Origin of the sequence: Nostoc sp. ChiVER01 (assembly GCF_034531155.1) — a bacterium.
Taxonomy (GTDB): Bacteria; Cyanobacteriota; Cyanobacteriia; order Cyanobacteriales; family Nostocaceae; genus Nostoc.
This window is the reverse complement of sequence record NZ_JAVRBS010000012.1, coordinates 124782-148406: the sequence shown is the minus strand read 5'-3', so window position 1 is coordinate 148406 and position 23625 is coordinate 124782. Positions and strand designations below refer to the sequence as shown.

The window sequence follows — 23625 nt, the reverse complement described above, 5'->3', positions numbered from 1 at the left end:
TGTTAACAATATATCTTTATTAAATATAAAGCTTAATAGCAAGGAAATATGCAATGGCAACAATTTTAAGAGATTGGAGTTACCGCTATCAGTGGCTGTATGATGGTATCTCTCGTTTAGCGGCCTTAAGTGTAGGTGGTGAAGCCCGTTTTCGGCAACTTGCTTTGCAAGGCTTAACAATTCACTCAGATTCTCAGGTTTTAGATTTGTGTTGCAGCAGTGGTCAAACGACGCAATTTTTGGTAAAACTTTCACAAAATGTAACAGGATTGGACGCTTCACCCAAGTCTTTGCAACGGGCGCGGCAAAATGTACCATTAGCAGTCTATCTCGAAGCTTTTGCTGAGAAGATGCCATTTGCAGATAATCTATTTGATGTGGTGCATACCAGCGTTGCATTACACGAGATGCAGCCTGAGCAATTACGAAAAATTATTAGTGAAGTTTATCGAGTGTTGAAGCCAGGAGGAGTGTTTACACTGGTAGATTTTCATGCTCCTACGAATCCGATATTTTGGCCTGGGGTATCAGTGTTTTTGTTGTTGTTTGAGACGGAAACAGCTTGGGAATTATTGAAAACTGATTTGCCTGGATTGTTAACTCAGACTGGGTTTAATGTGGGTGAGCCAACTTTATATGCAGGTGGTAGTTTACAAGTGATACAGGCTCAGAAGTAAGCAATACTGCTTTATTAATGGCAGGTAAGAGACTCTGCTATTAATAAAGTATGGGTGATTGTTATATAGAACTTAAGCCAGTAGGAAGTGAAAAAATGACGCAGGAACTAATAGACCTTAAAAAGAGTATTTTAGAAGGACGTTATGCCGATGCCTTGGCAATTGTAGATGAATTAGAGGGCATGAGTAAACAAGCTATTCTGCGGAATATTCAAGCTTATTTAAGGATTTTACTGATTCATTTGATTAAGAACCAAGTAGAACAACGATTAACTGGTTCCTGGGCAAATTCTATTCGTAATTCCATCCGAGAAATTAAAAAGCTAAATATCAAAGATAATAAAAAATCTTATTATATTAGTTTAGATGAATGGGAGAATTTCATAGAAGAGGAAGTAATTGAGGATGCAATCGCTGATGCGAGTGAGGAAGTGATGAATGGCAAATTTACTCGCTCTCAGTTATCTAAAATGCTAGATAAAAGCCAGATATTAACTACAGCTACTAGTTTACTGGCTTTAACATATACTTATTCGCCAAAGGAATTACCAGCGATTATGGATGATTATGTCAGTCAGTTATCTGGTGGACAAGATTGGATAAATCGGAAAAAATAAAGCGATCACTCTTTGTTCACCAGTTATGTCAAGTGTTAAATTGAGATTATCACCGTCAACTTTTGAAGGGAATACAAATTACAGCAGATAATACTGTAAAATATCAAATCTTCAAGGCAGTAGAATAAATGCCCCAGGATGTTACTTTAAAAGAGGTAATTGAATATTTTTAATTGAATTAAGGGTTGCCTCTGTCGCATTTTTCTCTGCTTCTGCCTGAATTTGGTATGATTGTATCTTTTCTAGCTCTTGCTGTTGAATTTGTTGTGGATTTAAATCAAGTAACGCCCAACCATTGCTTGGAGTAAAAGCTATATTTATGAAACGGTATCCTGCCTTATAATGGTTCACGATTGTACTAGTAGCAAGTTGTGAAATACCGGAACTATAAGCATAAGCAGTATTGCCGTTATAGGGATTTGCAGGAAAAATTACCCATGCTCCATTTGGAGTGAACGCAACAGTCTTGATATTTAGACCTATTTTATATATAGCGTTTATTTCATTAACAGCATCTTTGGGAAAATTGGTACTAAAATTAGCAGTGTTACCACCGTTAGAGAGAATTATCCACTGTCCATTAGGTGTAAACGCAACAGTGTTGATAGTTGATTTTTTTTGATTTATAGTTTTTAGTTCATTCGCAGCATCTTTGGGAAAATTAGTACTCAAATAATAACCATTACCGTTATAGATAATTACCCACTCTCCACTAGGCGTAAAGGCAATAGTGTTGATAGTTGATTTTTGTTTATTTAGAGTGGAAAGTAGCTTCGTAGTCTCTTGTGGAATATTTTCAGAGTTATAACCATTGTTACCATTGAGAATTACCCACCCTCCATTGGGAGCAAATGCAATAGTTTTAGCAGTTATACCTTGATTTGCAAGAGTCTTAAGTGTGGTAGCTGCGGCGGTGGGAATACCAATTTGGCTATAATCAGCCAAAGCCCGGGAAGAAGTAAAAACAATAGGAGATAAAATTCCTATTGCTATTGATGCACCTACAAAAAAGTTACTAGTAGCTTTTTTAAACTTCCCTAGTAAAAGAATATTAGGCATAGTGAAAATTTCGATTTTGCTATTTTAATACATATAATAAATACAATTTAACTTAAAGTTTGTCAATGATATAAAATAAAATATTTAAACAGGTTAAGGAGAGATTAAGTAATTCGTAATTAAGTTTTATAACAGATATTTAGACCGTTCGACTGAGCGTCTTTGCACTGAGCGTACCCCTCCGGTGAAGCAAGCTACGCGTAGCGTCTCGTAGAGAAGCCGAAGTGTCACGCCGAAGTCTAAAATTTAAAAAGGTCTAACAGCAAGCGAATTTAAACTCGAGAATAATTCTTTAATCCAATATCTAAAATTAAATGACAGAGCTAGTGACTTGATTGCTGTAGTCAATCTAAAATATAAAATTGTATGATTGTAGTGTTTCAAATCCTATGAAGGGTTACTTTTTATATTGTGATCGCTCTTTTTATGTAGATGAAAAGGTAGCAAAGGCTTTTAATATCACGGTAAACTGATTCATAGTATTTGCATTTTAGCATTGTACGGTTAACCAACAATTAATTAAGTTTTTGCAAATTTAAAGTAGAAATGATGCAAGAAATAACACGCCGCAAATTTATTGCAACAGCCAGCCTAGCGACGGGTTTTGCCCTCGCAGTACAACCCATTTCTGCCGGAGTCATTACCACCGATGCTAAGGGGTTAGTAGCTGGTGCAGTGAAAATTCCCGTCAAAGATGGCGAAATTCCTGCATATAGAGCAGCACCAGCCACTGGTAAAAATTTCCCAATTGTTCTGGTAATTCAGGAAATATTTGGCGTACATGAGCATATTCAGGATATCACCCGTCGCTTTGCCAAGTTGGGGTATTTAGCGATCGCACCGGAATTATTTATCCGTCAAGGCGATGTCACCAAGTTAAGCAACATAGACCAAATTCGCCCAATTGTCGCCAAAGTGCCAGATGCCCAAGTGTTATCCGATCTTGATGCTACGGTAAACTGGGCTGTGAAATCGGCTAAAGGTAATGCCGATAAATTAGGAATTACAGGCTTCTGTTGGGGTGGCCGCATTGTCTGGTTATATGCCGCACACAATCCCAAGGTGAAGGCTGGTGTCGCTTGGTATGGACGGCTTGTAGGCGATGCTACCGAACTTCAACCCAAGTATCCTATCGATATTGCATCAAAACTAACAGTCCCCATTCTTGGACTCTATGGTGGGAAAGATACAGGTATTACTCTCGATACAGTAGAGCAGATGCGCGATCGCTTAAAGTTTAGCAGTAGCAAATCTGAAATTATCGTCTATCCCGATGCACCTCATGCTTTTTTTGCTGATTATCGCCCTTCTTACCGCGAAAAAGATGCTAAGGACGGTTGGAAACGTCTCTTAGCGTGGTTTAAGCAAAATGGTGTTTAACGGTATCGGTTTACTAACTATGACTTTGAAAAAAGTTCCAAATTGTTTCACTGGCGTTCAGCCCCAGGTTTGCATTGAATTTGTTTACGTTCTTGTCAGTTGAGGAACCACCAGGCCAGAAATGTCCGCCGTTTACTACCGCTAGCTGCCAAACTTCTGAGTTGCCACTACAACCTGTGTAGATAGCGGTTTTTACTTTATCTTCAGAAAAGTTAGGGGATTTATTATTTGATGAAGTACATTGATCGTGCGATCGCCAAAAATCTACCATATCTGAGATAGAAAGCAACGCTCCTCGTTGAGTGCGATCGTCACCTTCATAAAGGACATCGCGATCGTTTGTACCGTTGATCGTTAACATTGATATAGAAGTTCGAGGCTGGCAATTAGATTTGAGTCTAACTGGGAGCGAACCAGCTACTGATGCAAAACCAGAAATTTTATTAGGTAACTTACAAGCCAGTGCTTGGGTAAGTATTGCACCTCTAGAAAAACCGGTAGCATAAATTTTATGGCTATCAATATTAATTTGCTGCTGAAGATGATTAATTAAAGCATTGACAAACGAAACATCATCCACCCTTCCTTGAGCGTTACCTCTAAGGCTCCATTTTTGATCAATTCCATCTGGATAAACAATAATAAATCCTTTTTTATCAGCTAATTCATTGAAGCGAGTCACATTACTGATAGATCGACCATTACCTTCATCTCCATGAAACACTAAAACTAACGGCATTGGGCGGTCTGGATTATAAGATTTTGGAGTGTACAAATAGTAAGTACGTAACTTTCCTTGGTCATATAGTTCTCCATAATTATCACCACTCAAGACTTTTGCTTTAGTTATACTTTTTTGTTCAGCCTGAATAGAATCGCAAGCTGTCAATAAACTAATCCCAAGTAGAACTATTAGAAGCTTTTTTAAATTCCGATGATTTTGATATATATTCATGTTAATTAAATTGATTTATGCGAAATATTTGTATTTACTTTGTCAGTCTTCTTTAACAAAAAACTAGCTAATAGAGGCTAACAACTGTAGTAGGGTTGTTAGCCTCTATTTAGATATTAAACTCTTACATTTACATAACGAGCAGGAACTCTAACCTTAACCCACCTGTTACCACGTCGTACTGTTTCCCAATGTGCAGGAATCAGCTTTCGTTGATATCGGGCAACAACAGGTTTATGCACAAAAGCAGCTCTATGAACATTGGGTCTAACAATAATTTCTGCTGCCGATGCCTGTGAAGGCAAGGAGGAAATTGCCAATGGTAGAGCAAGTAATGTACCTAAAAAAATACGTTTCATATTCAAATTCCCATCAATTTAATTGAGTTTTATACAGCATTTATCAATGATTTATGAACAAATATTCTTACTTATTAGGTTTCCAGTAAGTTTCCTTTGTTACAGGAATTAATTGATTTGCTGTATTGCTCTCAGTTTAAAACACTAAAAAATAATACACAGTGGAATAAAGTCATAATTTCAGCATGACTTTATTCACATTTTGAATTTTAGCTATAAAATTTTTGCCATTGTTGCTACGGAAGGAAGGTTTTATCAAATTTTAGCGGTTCTGTGTTAAGTAGGTACTGAACCCCGCTCCCAACCCTCTCTTCGGTTACGAAGAGCTTGCTGTGATGTACATTATTTGAATTATGTATTTTCCATTATTTTAAATTGTTACTTAGGTAAAATTTATTAAATTGCAAAAATTATTTAATGCTTTAATTATATTTAAGCATTAAATAATATCTATTTTCCCCTATCTAATTGCTGAATTAAAACGGTAAATGATATTCATATATGACTATCTTTCAAGGCATAGTTGTATAAATTCAAAATTATAAAAGCCTTATTTTATCCAGGTTTACAGGTTGGTATATGTAAAATTGGTATGATACGAAATCTGCTGTGTCTAAGGACAATTAAACAATTCCTAATTACTAATGACATTGCAAATATAAAAAAAGCCTCCCATAACAGGAGGCTTAAAAGTTAGCGGAGAAAACTTGTTAAACTACTGTGTAACTACAGCGACTACTCCTCCTAATGCAGAGAAAACCGCAGATACGGTTGCTGTGGCAAACAGCCACCAAGCTGCTGTTGCTGCGGCTTTGCGGGTTTCTTCTGCTTGTCGCTGTGCTTGATGCTTCACCTGTTCTAGGCGACGTTGGGCTTCATGCTGTATGCGTTCTGCACGTTGCAATACTGTGTTGCGGGCCCGTTCAATTTGGTCAATGATTCGGTTGGCATCTTCCTCAGAGATGTCTTCACGAGAACTCATGATTGCCACCAGGGTATCACGGTCAAAAGAGGAGAGGCGATCGCGCAGGGCATCAAATCCTGCCTGGGGATCGTCAAAAAATGTGCGAACATCGCGCTTGATATTATCATAGTTAAGTTCCGGGCGATCCAAGGAGTTGAGATAGTTACGAATCCGGGCAAAAACCCCGTCAATCGCATCTTGAATGCCTCGTTGGATATTCCGTACTTGTTCTACAAATTGATCCCTGACGGATACAATGTTATCGGCAATCCGCGCCGCTTCCTCATCGGACATATCTTCCCGAATTTTCAGCAGGGCGATGATGGTAGAACGATCAAAATGGGAAAGGCGATCGCTAAAACTTTCTACCCCAACTCGCGGATCGTGCAACAGTAGTTGTAAGTCGCGTTTAATACCTTCAGGATTAAGTTCTTCCTTGCCAGTTTGACGCAAATACTCTTCTACATAAGCTTTAAATGTTGCCGCTCTTTGCTGGGTGCGGGTAGCTAAACGACGAGGCGCACGCACAAAGTTGCGAATCGAAGTTTGGGTGGAATCAATGATTTCATTGACTTGTTCTTCACTCAAGTCTTTACGTTGACTTAGCAATTTCACCAGTGTATCTCGGTCTACCTGCGACAACCGACGGCGCAGTGCTACGGCTCCCTCTTGGGGATTTTCAAACAATCTGGTCAAATCTCGCTGGATACCTTCTGGATTCAGTTCTTGTTTACCAGTATTCCGCAGATAATCTGCGATCGTGGTAGTAACAGAGTCGTATTGCTCTTTGGCTTTATCCACTACAGCTTGGGGTGTGTGGCGAATGTTATGCCACGACTCCTCAGCAGTATTGATGATTTGATTAACTTGATCCTCACTCAAATCTTGCCGTTGACTCAACAATTGCACCAAGGTATCGCGGTCAAAGCGAGACAACCGCGCCCGAATTGAGCTAATTCCAGCTTGAGGATCTTCTAGTAATCTTTTGAATTCTGCGCGGATGGCATCAGGATTCAGTTCTGATTTTCCTGTATTACGCAGATATGATTCTACATTTAGCCACAGGGTTTCTGCTTGATATTGCGCCTGTTCTGCTAGCCCTTTGGATTCTACCAAGACGCGATCGCGTTGTTTTTCTAACTCATCGATAATGCTGTCCACTTCATATAGCTGGACATCATTACGTTGCAGCAATATCGACCGCATTTCCTGACGATCAAGGTGAGCTAGTCGCAATGTCAGAGTTTCATAATCTGCATCTTGGTCTTGCAACAATGGTTTGAAAGTTTGTTCAATACCTTCTGCTGTCAAATCGGCTTTCGGAGTAACTAGCAGATAACTTTCTACTGCCCGTTGCAAGTCTTGGACTATCTCTCTTTCTTCAATACCTGTAACTATCACTAGTACATCTTTGCGGACAGCTTCTAACTGATCTGCAATGCGCTGAATTTGGGCTTGGGTAAGGAGTCCGCGTTGTTGTAGGATATTAACGAAATCGTTGCGGGATAGTCGTTCTAGTTCTCTGCGGACTATTCCGGGGTCAGCTGCTGGGTCGTAGAGGACATCACGAAATTCCTGGGCGATTCTTTCTGAGCTTAGTTGCCAAGCATAAGTGTTGTGCAGGTAGTTTTCGATATCAGCCCGAATTGGGGTATAGGGTTCTGATGGTGTTGGCAAACCTAGCTTATCTGCTTGTTGGGTAACTTTCTCTTTGGCGGTAGTGAGACTACGCAAGATTTTTTCCACATCCAAATCAGGCAAATCTGACCGTCCTAGCACAGTGGCGGTTAAGGCGGATAGTGCTTGCTGGATTGTACTTTGTGTTGCGCTAGGAGCTGCTTTTTGGTCAGCTTCTTTGGAACTACCCTGTTCTGCTAATAACCGATCCAGTTTGGCGTTGAGTTCATCTGTTTTGTTTTGTCCTGCTGGAAGTGATTTCAGATAATCCATTAACTCACCCAGGCGGTCTTGGGTGGGTGATTGCTGACTCACGACTTGCTGCCAAACTTTATATAAGGTATCAGCAATCCGGCTAACATCTTTTTTGGAAAGGTCGGTGCGGCTGCTGACTAACTCGATAAACTTCTGGCGGTCGATGTTGCGAATATCTGAAGTCCCTGCGATCGCTTTTAGTTGCGGATCATTGAGTAAATTTTCAAAGTCACCCCGAATCTTTGACAAATCTAGCTCTGGAGGACGCAGCCTATCTAAGTAATCTTCTATATTTTCGCGGATACTTGTAGGGTCAATGGCGCTTCCTAGTTCCCGGCGGACTGCGGCGGCGGCGGCTTCAGCGGTCGCTACAACTTGGTTATTCACAGCCTTTGCGCCCAGTGCGGCGGTAGCTGTGCCCATAATCGCCTGAAAACCGGAAGTTGCCGTATTGACAACTGAACCAATTAAGGAACCAACAGTGGTGGAACTTACCCAGACGAGGAGTAAAAAGTAAGCACCCCAAATCACCAAACCGAGAATCGCTCCCAATCCTGGGCTAAAGATTTCCTGGCTCAATTTCACTGCCAGAAAAGAAGCGATTAATAAGGCGATCGTCACAGTGACTAATGTCCAAAGCCCCACTGCGGTGCCAATTTTGCGAATGTTACCACCCAAACTTTCCGCTTCCCCACTATCTGAATCTGAGTCAGATGAGTGCCCCAGGTAGGAAATACCGGCTGCAAGGGAAAGATTAGTTAGAACTAATTGGAAAGCAAAGGCTAAAATCACACCGGAGATCAAAGCCACAAAAAAGTGCGGCCCGGAGATGAGAGCCGATGCCTGTGCTGGCGTGACGTTTGAGGTATCTGGAATCTGTGCCACCCACAATAGTGGTTTGTACAGTCCCAGCATAATTTCCGTACTTTGGAACATTGTATTTCCTTCTTCTAAGGTTGAAATTTGGGGAATTAAGATTTTCTTGAGAAGCAACTCTTAGTATTTATGTATGTTTGTACCTATGGCAATACCTAACTCATTAGCTCAGAATCCTGGAATTTGACTATTTAAAGCATCTCTCTAAAGATTGAAAAGTATATCCAGCGAAAGATATAACTTTTATTATCCTTCGGTGAGAATCTTAATCAAATTACCATCTGCTCTTAATTATGTATAGCTAATTTTTACTTTTTAATGACTTCTTTGTAGCGATTGATTCTGTTTAAGTTATAGTTCTTTTATAAGTTTTTTACATTTATTTACATATTCGTTTTTAGTCACTCTCTCAAGGTGGATTTGTCCAAAAAAATACGTTTCTGATAATCGTCCAGAAGAAGTGCCTACGGTTTGTACCCAGAGACAGAAATAAGTCTATTAATAAACAGCTACATTAAAGTTAACAAATGAATTGAGGATAAAAAAATAAATGGCAACTCGTTACTCCAAAGATTTGCCACTATTTCTAACAGAATTGAATGGCAAATATCGCAATAAAATTCTGTTTGTCTAAACTCCTCAAACCGAAATTTCGGAACGTTCATTTTGCAATAATTGGCTTTTTGCCTATTTATTTTGGTATTTAGCAGGCTATAGCGTTGTTCGTGACGTTTTGCGCTTAGTTAGTTACTAGAACATTACTAGATATTGGAGAAAAAAAATGGCAACTCAAGAAACTCGTCTCTCTACTGATTTACCACCTGTTGCAGCAGAATACAACGGTATAGATCGCAATGAATTTCTGTTTGGCTGGACACCCCAAGCCGAAATTTGGAATGGTCGTTTTGCAGCAATTGGATTTCTAGCCTATCTATTGTGGGATTTAGCAGGCTATAGCGTTTTGCGTGACGTTTTACGCATAGTTGGCTACTAAAACTTAAACACTTGGAACATTACTAAATATTCGGAGAAAACAAATGGCAACTCAAGGAACTCGTCCATCTACAGATTTACCAACTGTTGCAACAGAATACAACGGTATAGATCGCAATGAATTTCTGTTTGGCTGGACACCCCAAGCCGAAATTTGGAATGGTCGCTTTGCAGCAATTGGATTCCTTGCATATTTACTTTGGGATTTAGCTGGGTATAGCGTTCTTCGTGACGTGCTACACGTCATTAGTTATTAGCAAATAGCTAAGAAGTTAGGAGGAACCCCTGCAAGGCAGTGGTTCCTCTTTTGGTTTATTTATTTAGTATCGAAAAAAGCCACCTAATTATAGGTGACTCATCTATGATTACAATTGGATAAAAATTATTTAAATTCTTAACAGTGATTATTCATCAATACAACTGGGAATACCCAAAACAGCGCAGGGAAAATTAGAACCTAGTGCTTCAATCATCGGATGATTGACAGAGTTGCAACCGAGAAATAAGATATCGGCAGCCTCTGATTCAACAACTTTTTTAAGTTCTGTAGAAATGCTGCCAAACCGTAAATGAGATTTGAAGCAACCTTGCCATTCTTCAGCCAGACTTCGAGCTTGCCAGAGAATTATATCTGCTTGTTGCAGGGGAGTTACTACTGTCTGCAATTGTGGTTGAGTTAATACCTGTGTGGCAGAATTTGATATTTCATTGATTTGGCACTCAAGTTGAGGCTGTTGTATTGGTAAGCTTAAGACATTTTGATAATGGCTTTTTGAATTGTCTTCTAGTACATAAACGGCTTGAACTGTGACTTCTGCATTGGTGGCTAAACGCGTTTGATGAGCAATCCAAAAGGCAATATCTAGCGCCGTATGACTGTTAGGAGATGCGTCATAAGCAACAATTAAATTAATTGCTTTTGCTTGTTGAGGTTTTTTAGAAAAAGGTTTTTTTGGTTCTGGCAACAGTACCATTTGTTCAATTAAGTCATCTCGGCCTGTGGCACTTTGCAGACGTGCTAACATTGGCTTAATTTGCACAGCTTTACTTCTCCCAATGAAATGAATTAACAATGAGAAGCAGGGCAATCAATTTGAGATTTTGGATTTTGGATTTTAGATTGAGTGACGATAACCAAAATTTCAAATCTTAAATCAATCAAGGAAACCCCAATAATAACTGTATTACAGCCAAACTCTTGGGGGTTCCTTCCATTGCCTACGGAGTTAGCTGACGGGCTAAGACTGGAAGGTGTCTCTCGTAAGATTAGCCCCAAACATTGGTTCCTCCGTTCCAAATTCAGCTTTCATGAATTTGAATTAGGCTACCCACTAAAAAAAATGATAATCTAATTTACTCGTCTTGGGCAAAATATCGATCGAGGAAATTCAGAGCGTGATTGCGAAGTTCAAAATATTCTTTTGAGTTTCGCATAGCCGCGCGATCGCGTGGATGCTCAAAAGGAACTTCTAATATCTCTCCTATACTAGCAGCTGGGCCATTGGTCATCAAGACGATGCGATCGGACATATAAATTGCTTCATCAACATCGTGGGTAATCATCATCACTGCCTGACGATTATTTTCCCAAATATCCAATACCTGCCGTTGTAATTTGCCACGAGTTAGTGCATCTAGCGCCCCAAAAGGTTCATCCATCAGCAACATTTTCGGACGAATTGCTAAAGCTCTGGCAATACCTACTCGTTGTTTCATACCTCCAGAGATTTCATCAGGATATTTGTCAGCTGCCGCCGTCAAGTTTACCATTGCCAAGTGTTGATTTACAATGCTAATTTTCTCAGCCCGATTAGCATTTTTTAGCACTTCATCGACAGCTAAACGGATATTTTCTCGCACTGTTAACCAAGGTAACAGCGAATAGTTCTGAAATACCATCATCCTTTCGGCTCCTGGCTCACGAATTTCTTTTCCATCTAGCCTTACTGAGCCGGAAGTGGCTTTTTCTAAACCAGCTACTATTTTTAATAGAGTTGATTTACCACAACCAGAGTGACCAATTACAGAAATATATTCATCTTCACCAATCGTTAAATTAACGCCATCTAAAACAACAAAGCTATCTTTATCAGGTGTCGGATAAGACTTGACTAAATTTTCAATTTCTAAAAATCCAGCGCGGGGGATAACTTTGGTCTGGGTATTAATCGGTAATGAGGTATATTCCATCATCAAAATGCTCCGGGAATAATTTAGTCATCAGTCAATATTTGAACTTGGGATTTCAGCTAAATTTTTTTATTTGCATTCTCCCAAAAATAAATCTCTTGTGGGGTGAGCATCTTGCCCGCCCTAGCTGTGCAAATTAAATACACACAGCTTAAGACATGAAAAATTTAGTGGGAGCATTAGCCCTGATGGCAAAACTATTCAGATAGCCCACAGGATCGCTGGGGTCGAAGCCTTTCTGATCTATAAATACTTCTGGTGGTTCGACCTTGTAATCATCCTTGGGACACTGAATGCCCATTTCAGATGCTATCTCCCGATATAAATCTGTTCTCCAGCCAAGTTCGGCTAGTTTATCGGCATTTTTGGGGAATTCCTTAATTTGTCCCCACCGTGCTGCTTGTGTCATCAACCAAAGACTTCTCGATCTCCATAAGAATGTGGAATGTTCTCCTGGCTGTTTGGGAAGGTTGTCAGGAACATCGAAGAAAATCGTGGTGTCAGCTGCTTTGATGGTGCGGTCTTTGCCGTCAAAGCCGCCATAGTTGTAATTGCCGAGAATTCCCGGACTTGTAAACTTCGCAATTGGGGCATTTTTCTTTTTAGGTCTAGCACCTGTAAAGGAACGGTCTGTTATCAGTTCGGCTACTTCTTGGCGATTTTCTGCTTTGCTACAATACTGACAGGCTTCAATCATCGCCTTGACTAGGGAACGATAGGTTTTGGGATATTTGTCGATGAAAGATTCCATCACGCCCAAAAGCCGATCTGGGTGTCCCAACCAGACTTCTTTACCTTGTGCGAAGGTAAAGCCGATGTTTTCGTTACCTGTTATTGCTCGTGTATTCCAAGGTTCTGCAACCATGTAAGCTTGCATTGCACCAATCCGCACATTTGTCACCATTTGGGGCGGCGGAACGATAATGACGCGAAACTCTTTAAGCGGATCAACCCCTGCGGCGGCAGATAAGTAACGGATAAAGTATTCGTAAATGGAGGAACTTAATACTACTGCCCAAACTCTGTTTTCTGGCGATTGCTTGTCAAAGTAACCTCGGAAATCGCGCCCAAAGGCTTCTAAAGCCCCATCACCATATTTTTCTTGATACTCGTACCACGGGCGCAGCCCAAAATCCCACATGGCTTTGTTCATCGTCATCGCATTACCGTGACGGTGTATGGTCATGGCTGCACACAATGGGGCGTGGCGTGCGCCTTCAGCACCAATTCTGGCGTTAGTGACTGCACCAGATACTACAGGTGAAGCATCCAGGCGACCAAAAATTACACCGTCGCGGGAGGTGGCCCAACTAGCTTCGCGGTTGAGTGTAACGTTCAAACCATACTTGCGGAAGAAGCCTTTTTTCCAGGCGATCGCAAATGGCGCACAATCATTAACGGGAACGTAACCAACTGTAATATCGGCTTTTTCTAGGTCGCCGCTTTTAACTACTGGTTGCACAGCTAAAGCTTCTTCGGTCAATCCTTTGGCTGATCTATCTCCTGAAATCCCACAAGAAGAAAGCGCCATTCCCGCCGTTGTTGCTCCTATTCCTTTAATAATATCTCGTCGAGTCCAGTCAATATCACCCATTCTTGTAGCTCCATTGGTGATTAATTACTCACGCTTCAGGCGCAGAGTTTCTGCTGTTTTAATAGCAGCCGAATTTTGTTAGTTGGAAGTTTTCGGGCGATGAGTTACTAATTCTTGAATTTTACCCACGGCGTAATCTAGAATTAACCCAGTTACACCAATTACCAACACAGCTAAAAACACTGAACTTAGGTTTAAGCGACTCCATTCATCCCAGACAAAAAAGCCGATACCAATACCGCCTGTAAGCATTTCTACGGCGACAATTACCAGCCAAGCTATCCCTAAACTAATTCGCAAACCTGTAAAAATATATGGCAAACTTGCAGGCCAAATGATTTTTGTAATCCGTCGCCAACGGGGCATTTCTATAACTCGTGCCACATCTAAATAATCTTTGGGAACGCTAGAAACTCCTAAAGCGGTATTAATAATTGTTGGCCAGAGAGAAGTAATAAAGATGACAAAAATGGCTGAAGGATCTGCTAAATTGAAAATTGCTAAGGCGATGGGCAGCCAAGCTAAGGGTGATACAGGTTTAAAAATTTGAATGATCGGATTGAGCGCTAGCATTGCCGATCTAGACATGCCAATTAAAAACCCCAGAGGAATCGCTACTACCGCACCCAACAAAAAACCTATTAATACCCGGCGTAGACTTGCAATCAACAGCCAACCAATTCCTAAGTTGCCCGGGCCTCGCTGGTAGAAAGGATTTAATATGTAGTCTAGATTAGCGATTAACGCTTCTGGCGGGGTGGGCATCAATTCATGGTTGGCAAGTGCAATAATCCACCACAGCACAATTATTCCCAAGAACCCCAACACAGGTAGAAAAAAGACATCTCTAACGATGACAGGTTTTGTTTTTTTCCAAGCAGCTTGTCCAGCGATCGCTGCGATCGCTGCTAAATTTAATTGAAATATCATTTACGACCTCAACAGATTTAAGTGCAGGTACAAAAAATCCGAGCAGTACCAGCCTTGGACACCGATGAGATCGGAACATTATAAAAATGCCGTCTCTTCAGTCTCCTCTCAATGCCTACGAAGTTAGCTGACGGGCTAGGGCTGAGAGATGCCCTTCTAAAGAAAGCTATGAGTTATAAGTTAAATATTTAGTAACTTCTAACTCCTTACTTTTTATTTAGATACGCCCCAGAATTTGGTTCCTCCGCTCCAGCGTTATGCACTGTGACACGCTGAATTAGGCTGACTTACTCTAATGGATACTAAATTATGGACAATATAACATCGATGCTCAGTAAAAGCTATCTATCTTATGATAAATCTTGTTAATTTTAATACCAAAATTCAGTGTTAATCTTGGGATTTTGTAATAAATAAAACTTATATTTTTAAGTGTATTGTGAGTGAACTCCTTACATAGACCGCTAAACAATATAGTCGAGCCAAGCATCAAGAATCTTACGTGCTTGATTAATATTTTTTTATACAAATTATATATTATACTGAAAAAATTTTATATACGGTTAGTTAATTAACAAAAAAAGAGCATATATAATCTATTACTTTTGGTAGGTGAACAAAATTGTTAAATTTGGTAAAAACTCCCTGCACTCGCTAAACTAATTGGATATGGAACTTTACTCATCTATCTCCTAGCTGATATTTAACATAATGGATTTTAGTCAAGTACTGGCTGAAAAAACGGACACCATCATCGATAAATGGGTTGCAGCAGTTCGCAAGGATAGACGAATTGAAAGTGCTGATGACCTATCTTACACAGCAGTAAAGGATCACATCCCTGATGTTTTGAAAGCAATGGTGACAGTGCTTTCAAAACATCAGGATAACGATATTCAGTCAATAGTTACTGCCAGTTTTCAGCATGGAGCGATTCGAGCGGAACAAGGCTTTGACCCAGCAGAAATTGCCAGAGAATATCATCTGCTGCGAACAGTAATATTTGATGCTCTACAACGAGATTTATTGGGGGGAACACCTGTAGAGATAATTCGTTCAATGCGTTTGATTGACGCTATCATAGACGAAGCGATCGCTCGGTGTTTCAAGAGTTATGTTGAGGAGCGGTTCCGAGAATTACAGCAGTTACAGTTATCATTAACACTTCATAATGATGAACTTACGCGCTTAATGAGTGCTAATCAAGAGTATCTTTCGCAGCTAGCCCACGAATTGAAACATCCTCTAACTTCCATTATTGGTTACTCGGATTTGTTTTTACGCCAACAACGACGAAAGGCTGGGATAAAAGACACCTCCGCCAATCTCGAACATATTGAGCGGGTACTACGCAACGGTAGACAATTACTCCATCTGATCAACGATGTATTAGAACTTTCGCGGTATGACGCAGGGCAGATAAAACTCCATTTAGCACCCACCGATGTGTGTGAATTAATCAATAATGTCTGTGAAATGTTGGAACCTTTAGCTGGTGGGAAAAATTTAAAAGTCGTAGTCGATTGTGATCGCGCTCCCAAAGAGATAACTACAGATCCTTTTCAATGTCAACAAATTTTTACAAATCTTATTAGTAATGCAATTCGCTATACAGAATCGGGGACTATTATTATAATGTGTCAGGTATTGGAGAATCAGAAATGGGCGATCGCGGTTTCTGACACAGGAATTGGCATTGCACCAGAAAACCAAGCCCAGATATTTGAACCTTACTTTCGCGTCAGTTTTAGCGATCGTCCCTATCTCCCTGATAGTACAGGATTGGGATTAGCGATCGTCTCCCGCTTAGTAAAATTACTCGAAGGTGAAATTAAGCTAGTCTCTGAGGTAGGCGTTGGTTCTACCTTTACCGTAATTTTGCCCTTACGAATAGAAAGTTGATTTCGCGCCAAGACGTAAAATTCTTCTTTGCGCCTTTGCGTGAAATCAAAAGACATTATTACAACAACCCTTGTTTTTTCAACTTATCTAGCGCATCCTCAGCAGCAGCTTTTTCTGCCTCTTTCTTATTCCGTCCCTTACCTTCGCCGTAAATTTTTTCATTTACCAATACTTTTGCTATGAATTCTGGCGCGTGAGAGGGGCCTCCTATTTGTTCTGTAAAGTATTTGGGGGGATTTGGAGTAACGTTGCGTTGTACCCATTCTTGAAAGCGATTTTTTGAGTCTACATTAGAACGAGACACAATTATATGCTTAGGATCTACAGAATCAAATAGCGGTTCTATAATTGCGCGAACTGCTTCAATATTGGAGTCATTATCTAAATAGTAAGCACCAAGGACAGCTTCAAAAGTGCTACTGAGCAAATTAGGATTTTGGAAGCCTCCGTCTCGAATTGCGCCTTTTCCTAACCGCATTCTAAAATCTAAACCTACCTCTTCGGCAAACTTGGCCAATTGCTTCTCATCTACCAGTGCCGAACGCCGTCGGGTTAATTCATCTTCTCCCATTTCTGGGTGACACTTATATAGATATTCACCACTTAAGAAATTCAGCAAAGCATCACCGAGGAATTCTAGGCGTTCATTATGTTCGCCTTCTCCGGGATTTTCATGGACGTAAGAACGGTGAGTAAGCGCACGGCGTAAAAGTTTTTCATTATGGAACATTAGAATTTTGTGCATTTTTCTTTTGTGTTTTGTTGCGTAAATTGGCTGTTGGAAACTTTACGAATGCTATTGTCTTCAGACATGAAAAAACCGCATATAGCGGTGTTGCTAAAACCCAGTTTTGACTCAACTGGGTTTTTAAAAGCTTTTTTAAGCAGCTAATTTCTATAACTCAACTAAAAACAATTCCTGACCTTGCTTTCGGACTTTGCCATCGTTGACAGCAGCATCAATAAACTGACTAAAACTCTTAAATTTCTTGCAATCACCTGTAGAAATAGATGAGCATCCTTTATAGTTAGCACAACGTTGACGCATCAATCTATCAATCCGACCAAATACGGTAAGCTTACCTTGTCTTAAGGCAGTTTTGATAGCTTCAGTTAGATACTCTATAGCCTCATTGTAATTAATCTGAGACACAAGATCCGTGTTTGGAGGTTGAGTCTTATTGCTATTGCCAACTAGCTGAGGTAATTCATCTACAAAGTGGAAGTTATCATTACCAACCAGTTTAATCAAATTTTGACTAGCACTACCTCTTTGAGCAAAAATTATCACCTTTTTACCCAAAGATTTTAGAATACAAATTAAGCCAGCATAGTCACAATCTCCTGAAAATAGGATAATTGTTTTTAGAGAAGGATTAAATGCAACTGCTTTAACACAGTCAGCGATCAATCGATAATCTGCACTATTATTTGAATGCTCAGGAACATCAACACACTTCATACCAAGAAGTTCTAGCTCATTTTTGGTACAAACTTGGTTTAGGTAGTGTGAATTATAGTAGACATTTTTGAAGTCTATACGCCCATTGGATTGGGCAAATTCCAGCAAAAAATGACCCTTTCCTTTAATTGAAGAGACGTTCTGAATATCGGCAAAAATACCTACAGAATTTTTTTGCTGGCTTGTTTGTTTTTTGGAAGATTGATTAGCGTGTGCCATTGTAATGTATCCAGTATTCTTTAGTAAACTGGACAGCTTCAACAAATCACACATCTAGCAGTAGCAGGGCTTTATACGAGGAATTTCTACTTAAAAAGTACTTCCATGCAATAAAGCTCTCTACTGCCGCTTTCGTTTGGTTTAAGTCTCAGCCGTAGAATTCCTGGCTTCCTACCAAGTTTCGCGTCATCCTTTCCCCTGAATATTCATCCAAACATCTTGTCTTCCCATTGAACGTCTAGCCAATTATTTGACCTGACATTGGGCTGAATATTCAGCCGAAGGAACAACACGAAGCTCGGCAGGAAACTAGGAATTCTGCTGCTGAGACAACATCAAAAACCTGCGTTTTAGAGTGTGGTTGTTTGTTCTGTCTTATGTACAGAGTTACATGGATGACTCTGGATTGTCAATATACTTATTCATGAAGATTCGTTAAAGCGCTCACCCATATCCATGAACTTTAAAAATGCTCTATAGTATTATTTCAAAAGCATTTTAATGAATAAATGATTTACGGTTTACTTTGAGCGATCGCACCATACAAAATACCTAAAATCCTCTTAATATCCTTAATATAATATTCACTCAAATCAATCGAAACTACATTGCCTTCAAGCTTAAGAAATTGCCAGATAGTACCGATAGTAACAGCACCATATATAGCTTTGATTTGATTTCCACCTCTCTCGTTAAATAACTGAGCCGCTACCATTTCGGCAATACATTGGGCTAAACCAGACCTCAAATTCTCATTTTTACTTTCTACTAAAACAATCACCGGACTACGTACAAACAACTGCTCCGAAGAAAGACTCAAAATAAAATCACAAAAACCGTTTAATCCTCGCTGGCTATCAACAGTAAAATCAACTCCCGAAAAAAAGCTTATTTCATAATTAAATTTACGTCTAATTTCTAATAAAATTGGACTTGTTATCATTTCACTTCGAGCTTTTTCTGAACTTATCGCTACTGCTAAATCAACATTTTCCCTAAGAATAGTAGATAATAAATCACTACATTCTTGCTCCTGTACATTTGCAAAGAGTCCAGATGATTCATGAATAACTAAGCCAAAATAATCAATAACTTCAATAAGTTTAAAATCACTATAAGCCATAAAACTTACTCCTTTGTCTTATGACCGAATCATATATAGCAGTACTCAATCATTCGTGAAAATTATATCTGTCTTTTTTCTTTCCTTTGCGTCCTTTGCGTCCTTGGCGGTTCGTTTCCTAATTCGGTGGCAAAGCAATCGGGGCTTGAGATTGCAAAGTTGCCTTATCACCTACAATTTTTGGAAGTTCCCGTAACAAGTTTCGCAAACAAGTTTCATGGGCTGTACCTTTGGATGCCATTTGAATAATTTCCCCATTGATTAACTCAATATGGTCATCTTCATGAAAAAATCCCAATTCTCCAAGCCTGTGGTATTCATCCAGTGTGAAGCGTTTAGCCTGAGCAATACTCATAACTTTACCTTTCTCTCATTGCCATAATACTTATTCTAAATGTGTCAGAAATTGGTATGCTAAAGGCCGAGACTCGCTATTGAAAAAACAATGCCTGCGCCTACTATCAACCCCACCATCACTGCCTTTCCTTTGACAGCCGTAGTCGGTCAAGAAGCAATTAAATTAGCCTTGCTGTTAGCCGCAGTTGATCCTGGTTTGGGAGGAGTAGCGATCGCAGGTCGTCGCGGTACGGCAAAATCTGTAATGGCTCGTGCTATCCATGCTCTACTACCGCCGATTGAAGTTGTCAAAGGCTCAATCAGTAATTGTGACCCCAACCACCCCGAAGAATGGGACGATCAACTTTTGGCGGAGTATACAGACAAAGACACTCAAGATGTGCCCATCGAAATTATCCCCGCGCCTTTTTTACAAATTCCTCTAGGTATTACAGAAGACCGACTCCTCGGTTCAGTAGATGTTGAAAAGTCGGTAAAACAAGGTGATACGATTTTTCAGCCGGGATTACTGGCTACAGCAAACCGGGGTGTACTGTACGTAGATGAAATTAATTTATTAGATGACCAAATATCAAATCAACTTCTAACAGTATTATCTGAGGGACGCAACCAGATAGAACGGGAAGGGATTAGTTTTCAGCATCCGTGCAAATCCCTATTTATTGCCACCTACAATCCAGAAGAAGGCGGATTACGGGAGCATTTATTAGATAGAATTGCGATCGCACTTTCTGCTGACGGTGTACTCGGCTTAGATCAAAGGGTAGAAGCAGTAGAGCAAGCGATCGCTTATTCTAAATCTCCCCAAGATTTTCTCGAACAGTACAATGAAGATTTAGACTCCCTGAAAACCCAAATCATCTTGGCACGGGAATGGTTGAAAGAAGTCATCATTACCCACGAACAAATTGCCTACTTAGTAGATGAAGCCATTCGCGGTGGAGTTCAGGGACATCGCGCTGAGTTATTCGCCACGCGGGTTGCCAAAGCTGCGGCGGCTTTAGAGGGACGGACAACAGTTAATGCCGAAGATTTGCGCCGTGCTGTGGAATTGGTGATTGTACCACGCGCTACAGTTGTGCAGACACCGCCACCCGAACAATCACCACCACCGCCTCCACCACCGCCGCAACAGAATCAAGAAGAACCCCAGGACGAATCTGAAGAGGAAGAAGAACAAGAAGAACAGGAAGAAAATCAAGAGCAAGAACCCCCTAGCATCCCGGAAGAATTTATCTTTGATCCAGAAGGGGTAATCCTTGATGACAACGTGCTGTATTTTACTCAAATGGCGAAGCGACAAGGTAAATCTGGTAGTCGCAGCGTCATCTTTTCCGATGACAGGGGACGCTACATTAAGCCGATGTTGCCCAAAGGGAAAGCGCGACGCATCGCAGTAGATGCCACGCTCAGAGCTGCGGCTCCTTATCAAAAAGCACGCAGAGAAAGACAACCAGATAGAAAAGTTATTGTAGAACAGCCTGATATTCGCTCGAAACGCTTGGTACGCAAAGCCGGGGCGTTGGTAGTGTTTGTGGTAGATGCTTCTGGCTCAATGGCCTTGAATCGAATGCAGTCGGCTAAAGGTGCGGTGATGCAACTATTAACAGAAGCTTATCAAAACCGCGATCAAATAGCATTAATTCCCTTCCGGGGAGAACAAGCAGAGGTATTATTGCCTCCAACACGTTCTATTGCTTTGGCGCGTAACCGTTTAGAAAGATTGCCCTGTGGTGGGGGTTCGCCCTTAGCGCATGGTTTAACCCAAGCTGTACGCGTCGGCTTAAATGCTCAGATGAGTGGAGATATTGGACAAGTTGTCCTTGTAGCAATCACTGATGGACGGGGTAATATTCCCTTAGCGCGTTCTTTGGGTGAACAGCTAGAACCAGGAGAAAAGCCAGATATTAAAGGAGAATTATTAGAAATTGCTGCCAGAATCCGTGCTTTGGGGATGCAACTATTAGTAATTGATACAGAAAGTAAATTTGTGTCTACTGGCTTTGCCAAAGAATTATCGCAAACGGCAGGCGGTAAATATTATCATTTGCCGAAAGCCACAGATCAAGCTATTGCTGCTATGACCAAAGGTGCGATCGCTGATTTAAAATCTCGATAATTAATCAATTGTCATTTGTCAGCTGCTTTTCTACTAACCACTGATTATTGACTAATGACTACGAGCCAGTTGGCATTGCCTGTGGTTGCAAATAGCAAACCAAATCTTGGATTCCCTTTTGCAGATAGCGCGTTACCGTCATTGGACTAGTACCAATGTTTTTAGCAGCATCCTTGCGAGAAAGTTCTTTCAAAAATACCATTTCAACTGCCATGCGGGGCTTTTCTTCCAACATATTGATTGCGCCTTGGAGTTGTTGGCGTTCTTCTTCCTGTTGTAGGAGGACATGAGAGCGAGGACAAGGAAGTGCTTCACCCAAGGTTATTTGGCAATCAACATAGTTAACTGCGGTTGCATCTAAACTCAAAGGCATCCGATTTTGAGCAGCTAACTTGGTTTCTTGCCACTCTTGCACAGATACCCGGAGGTGGCTGGCAATTTCAGCATCCTTGGGCTGACGACCTAAAGACATTGCCAAGTCCTTACGAATCTTTTGCCCTTCATTATATAATTCTTGCCAACGACGGGGAATTTTTAATAGAGTACTGCGATCGCGCAAAAAGTGCAGCATCTCACCGCGAATATATGGCACTGCAAAGGAACTAAAAGCATATCCTTGGCTAGGATCGAAACGCTCAATTGCCCTAATCAAACCAAAATAACCGATTTGTTCTAAATCTTCATAAGGTTCATTACATTGATGGCTGAATTTATGAGCCATCTTCCGTACTAAGCCGGTATGTAACTGTACAAGTTTATTACGAAGTTTAATAGAAGGATTCTGGTGGTACAAGTGTAATAATTCTATACCATCAGTTCGTAAAGAGGACTCACTTGCTGCCATATACATTCCTTTGTTGTAACTCCTATTTCTGGGAAAATGGAGTTGCGTATATTTTCTTCTAAGCTGTTATTATTTTCCTTAGCAAGGGCAGAATAAGCTATCGTCGTTTCACTGAACTTGTGAGGGGTCGTACTCTATAATTCAGTATTTGTACGCATGATTTTATTACCCTCGCTGTTTCAGGTTATGTTTGTTTTTCAGATAACAATTTCGACCTTACATAATCTTTTTTGTTTAGTTGTCCCGTACCTTACTTAACCCTTTACTGGTTTCTTGCCTTAAATCTTGGTAAGAATAGAAATAGGCTGAACGTTTTCCTAAAAAACAGTTTTTCAATATGAGCAATACCAGTAATTTTCGTGAAGCTATCCGTGAGGCGAAATCTCACGCCCTCGTTGGCCCAAATGTAATTGCCAACGCCCTACCCTACGTCGGTGGTGGATTGGTGCTAACGGCATTAGGAACCTACGGCGGTTTGGGAGTTATCCGTACTAACCCCGGAATCTTCTTTCCTACCTTCATTGGTGCGGTAATTGTAGAGTTAATTTTGTTCTTTGTTGCCCAAAATGTTGCCCAAAAAGGTAATAAAGGTCTTGCACTACCTCTGCTGGCAACCTACAGCCTCTTGTCTGGGTATACTCTTAGTGGCTTGGTATATGTCGCTTTGAGATCCCAAGGTGTTGGCATTCAAGGTATTGGTTTAGCTGCCCTTGGTTGTGGCGTTACCTTTATTGCTGCCCGTCAAATTGGTTCAAATCTCTCTGAACAAGATGGCATGGCTTTGACAAAAACCATCAATCTCGGCGTTATCGCCTTGGTGGTTGTGTGCCTAGCCCAATTCGGTTTTGCGATGTTTGGTGTTTACACGCCAAATTGGTTAGAAATTGCCATCTCCGGTTTAGGAGTATTCTTGTTTGTTGGGGTTTCTGTTGTCGATTTCTACATTTTGCCTCGCACTTACAGCGATGACCAATATCTGCCTGCTGCTTTGTCGATGTACCTTACTTACATCAATTTGTTTGTCTTTATCTTGCGGTTGCTAATTGCCATCAATGGCCGCGATTAATTGTCTG

At 40.6% G+C, this 23625-nt stretch carries 20 protein-coding genes, 1 pseudogene and 2 riboswitches; of the genes and pseudogenes, 8 read left to right on the top strand and 13 right to left on the bottom strand.

What is annotated here, in order from left to right; translation table 11 throughout:
* Positions 1-53 precede the first annotated feature (53 nt).
* Together RMY00_RS17595 and RMY00_RS17590 are read left to right on the top strand one after the other, a co-directional pair.
* Complete coding sequence (locus tag RMY00_RS17595) at positions 54-677, top strand: class I SAM-dependent methyltransferase (RefSeq protein ID WP_322648747.1); 624 nt, start codon at positions 54-56, stop codon at positions 675-677.
* A gap of 95 nt (positions 678-772) precedes the next feature.
* Complete coding sequence (locus RMY00_RS17590; RefSeq protein ID WP_322648746.1) at positions 773-1294, top strand: DUF29 family protein; 522 nt, start codon at positions 773-775, stop codon at positions 1292-1294.
* A gap of 141 nt (positions 1295-1435) precedes the next feature.
* On the opposite strand, the gene RMY00_RS17585 is transcribed toward RMY00_RS17590, so the two are convergent.
* A complete protein-coding gene (locus tag RMY00_RS17585; RefSeq protein ID WP_322648745.1) occupies positions 1436-2353 on the bottom strand; it encodes a WD40 repeat domain-containing protein in 918 nt (305 codons plus the stop codon).
* 549 nt (positions 2354-2902) lie between these two features.
* Between RMY00_RS17585 and RMY00_RS17580 the strand changes: the two genes are divergently transcribed.
* Positions 2903-3733, top strand: coding sequence for a dienelactone hydrolase family protein (locus RMY00_RS17580; protein WP_322648815.1), 831 nt, complete (start codon positions 2903-2905; stop codon positions 3731-3733).
* Between the two features lie 13 nt (positions 3734-3746).
* Here the strand turns inward: RMY00_RS17580 and RMY00_RS17575 are convergent, their stop codons facing one another.
* From RMY00_RS17575 to RMY00_RS17565, 3 genes are all read right to left on the bottom strand, one after another.
* A complete protein-coding gene (locus RMY00_RS17575) occupies positions 3747-4688 on the bottom strand; it encodes an alpha/beta hydrolase family esterase (RefSeq protein ID WP_322648744.1) in 942 nt (313 codons plus the stop codon).
* Positions 4689-4804: 116 nt separating this feature from the next.
* Positions 4805-5047: a hypothetical protein gene (locus tag RMY00_RS17570; protein ID WP_322648743.1), complete on the bottom strand. Its 243-nt coding sequence runs from the start codon at positions 5045-5047 to the stop codon at positions 4805-4807.
* Between the two features lie 715 nt (positions 5048-5762).
* On the bottom strand, positions 5763-8879 hold the full coding sequence (locus RMY00_RS17565) for an MFS transporter (RefSeq protein WP_322648742.1): 3117 nt from the start codon (positions 8877-8879) through the stop codon (positions 5763-5765).
* A gap of 721 nt (positions 8880-9600) precedes the next feature.
* Between RMY00_RS17565 and RMY00_RS17560 the strand changes: the two genes are divergently transcribed.
* The gene (locus RMY00_RS17560; protein ID WP_322648741.1) at positions 9601-9813 is read left to right on the top strand and encodes a high light inducible protein; all 213 of its coding nucleotides are present in this window, start codon (positions 9601-9603) and stop codon (positions 9811-9813) included.
* A gap of 43 nt (positions 9814-9856) precedes the next feature.
* The gene (locus RMY00_RS17555; protein ID WP_322648740.1) at positions 9857-10069 is read left to right on the top strand and encodes a high light inducible protein; all 213 of its coding nucleotides are present in this window, start codon (positions 9857-9859) and stop codon (positions 10067-10069) included.
* 147 nt (positions 10070-10216) lie between these two features.
* On the opposite strand, the gene RMY00_RS17550 is transcribed toward RMY00_RS17555, so the two are convergent.
* From RMY00_RS17550 to ntrB, 4 genes are all read right to left on the bottom strand, one after another.
* Positions 10217-10837, bottom strand: a complete 621-nt coding sequence (locus RMY00_RS17550; protein WP_322648814.1) for a universal stress protein — start codon at positions 10835-10837, stop codon at positions 10217-10219.
* A gap of 178 nt (positions 10838-11015) precedes the next feature.
* A riboswitch (cyclic di-AMP (ydaO/yuaA leader) is annotated at positions 11016-11127 on the bottom strand.
* A 38-nt stretch (positions 11128-11165) separates the two neighbouring features.
* On the bottom strand, positions 11166-12002 hold the full coding sequence (locus RMY00_RS17545) for an ABC transporter ATP-binding protein (protein WP_322648813.1): 837 nt from the start codon (positions 12000-12002) through the stop codon (positions 11166-11168).
* A 151-nt stretch (positions 12003-12153) separates the two neighbouring features.
* Entirely contained in the window at positions 12154-13596 is a 1443-nt protein-coding gene (locus tag RMY00_RS17540) for an ABC transporter substrate-binding protein (protein ID WP_322648739.1), read from the bottom strand.
* A gap of 78 nt (positions 13597-13674) precedes the next feature.
* Positions 13675-14526: a nitrate ABC transporter permease gene (ntrB, locus tag RMY00_RS17535; RefSeq protein ID WP_322648738.1), complete on the bottom strand. Its 852-nt coding sequence runs from the start codon at positions 14524-14526 to the stop codon at positions 13675-13677.
* Positions 14527-14623: 97 nt separating this feature from the next.
* Positions 14624-14820, bottom strand: a riboswitch (cyclic di-AMP (ydaO/yuaA leader).
* A gap of 417 nt (positions 14821-15237) precedes the next feature.
* On the opposite strand from ntrB, the gene RMY00_RS17530 reads away from it, so the two are divergent.
* Complete coding sequence (locus RMY00_RS17530; protein WP_322648737.1) at positions 15238-16428, top strand: sensor histidine kinase; 1191 nt, start codon at positions 15238-15240, stop codon at positions 16426-16428.
* Positions 16429-16486: 58 nt separating this feature from the next.
* Here the strand turns inward: RMY00_RS17530 and rnc are convergent, their stop codons facing one another.
* The 4 genes and pseudogenes from rnc to RMY00_RS17510 form a co-directional block, all read right to left on the bottom strand.
* Complete coding sequence (gene rnc / locus RMY00_RS17525; protein WP_322648736.1) at positions 16487-17173, bottom strand: ribonuclease III; 687 nt, start codon at positions 17171-17173, stop codon at positions 16487-16489.
* A 150-nt stretch (positions 17174-17323) separates the two neighbouring features.
* Entirely contained in the window at positions 17324-18109 is a 786-nt protein-coding gene (locus RMY00_RS17520; RefSeq protein ID WP_322648735.1) for an NYN domain-containing protein, read from the bottom strand.
* Between the two features lie 514 nt (positions 18110-18623).
* Positions 18624-19232, bottom strand: coding sequence for a hypothetical protein (locus RMY00_RS17515; RefSeq protein ID WP_322648734.1), 609 nt, complete (start codon positions 19230-19232; stop codon positions 18624-18626).
* A 121-nt stretch (positions 19233-19353) separates the two neighbouring features.
* Positions 19354-19587: pseudogene (locus tag RMY00_RS17510) on the bottom strand (Uma2 family endonuclease); the annotation flags it as partial.
* 90 nt (positions 19588-19677) lie between these two features.
* On the opposite strand from RMY00_RS17510, the gene bchD reads away from it, so the two are divergent.
* Positions 19678-21708 (top strand): magnesium chelatase ATPase subunit D, encoded by a 2031-nt coding sequence (gene bchD / locus RMY00_RS17505; protein WP_322648733.1) that lies wholly within the window; start codon positions 19678-19680, stop codon positions 21706-21708.
* A 58-nt stretch (positions 21709-21766) separates the two neighbouring features.
* Here the strand turns inward: bchD and RMY00_RS17500 are convergent, their stop codons facing one another.
* Entirely contained in the window at positions 21767-22552 is a 786-nt protein-coding gene (locus RMY00_RS17500) for an RNA polymerase sigma factor SigF (protein WP_322648732.1), read from the bottom strand.
* 337 nt (positions 22553-22889) lie between these two features.
* Between RMY00_RS17500 and RMY00_RS17495 the strand changes: the two genes are divergently transcribed.
* Positions 22890-23618, top strand: coding sequence for a Bax inhibitor-1 family protein (locus tag RMY00_RS17495; RefSeq protein WP_322648731.1), 729 nt, complete (start codon positions 22890-22892; stop codon positions 23616-23618).
* Positions 23619-23625: the final 7 nt, after the last annotated feature.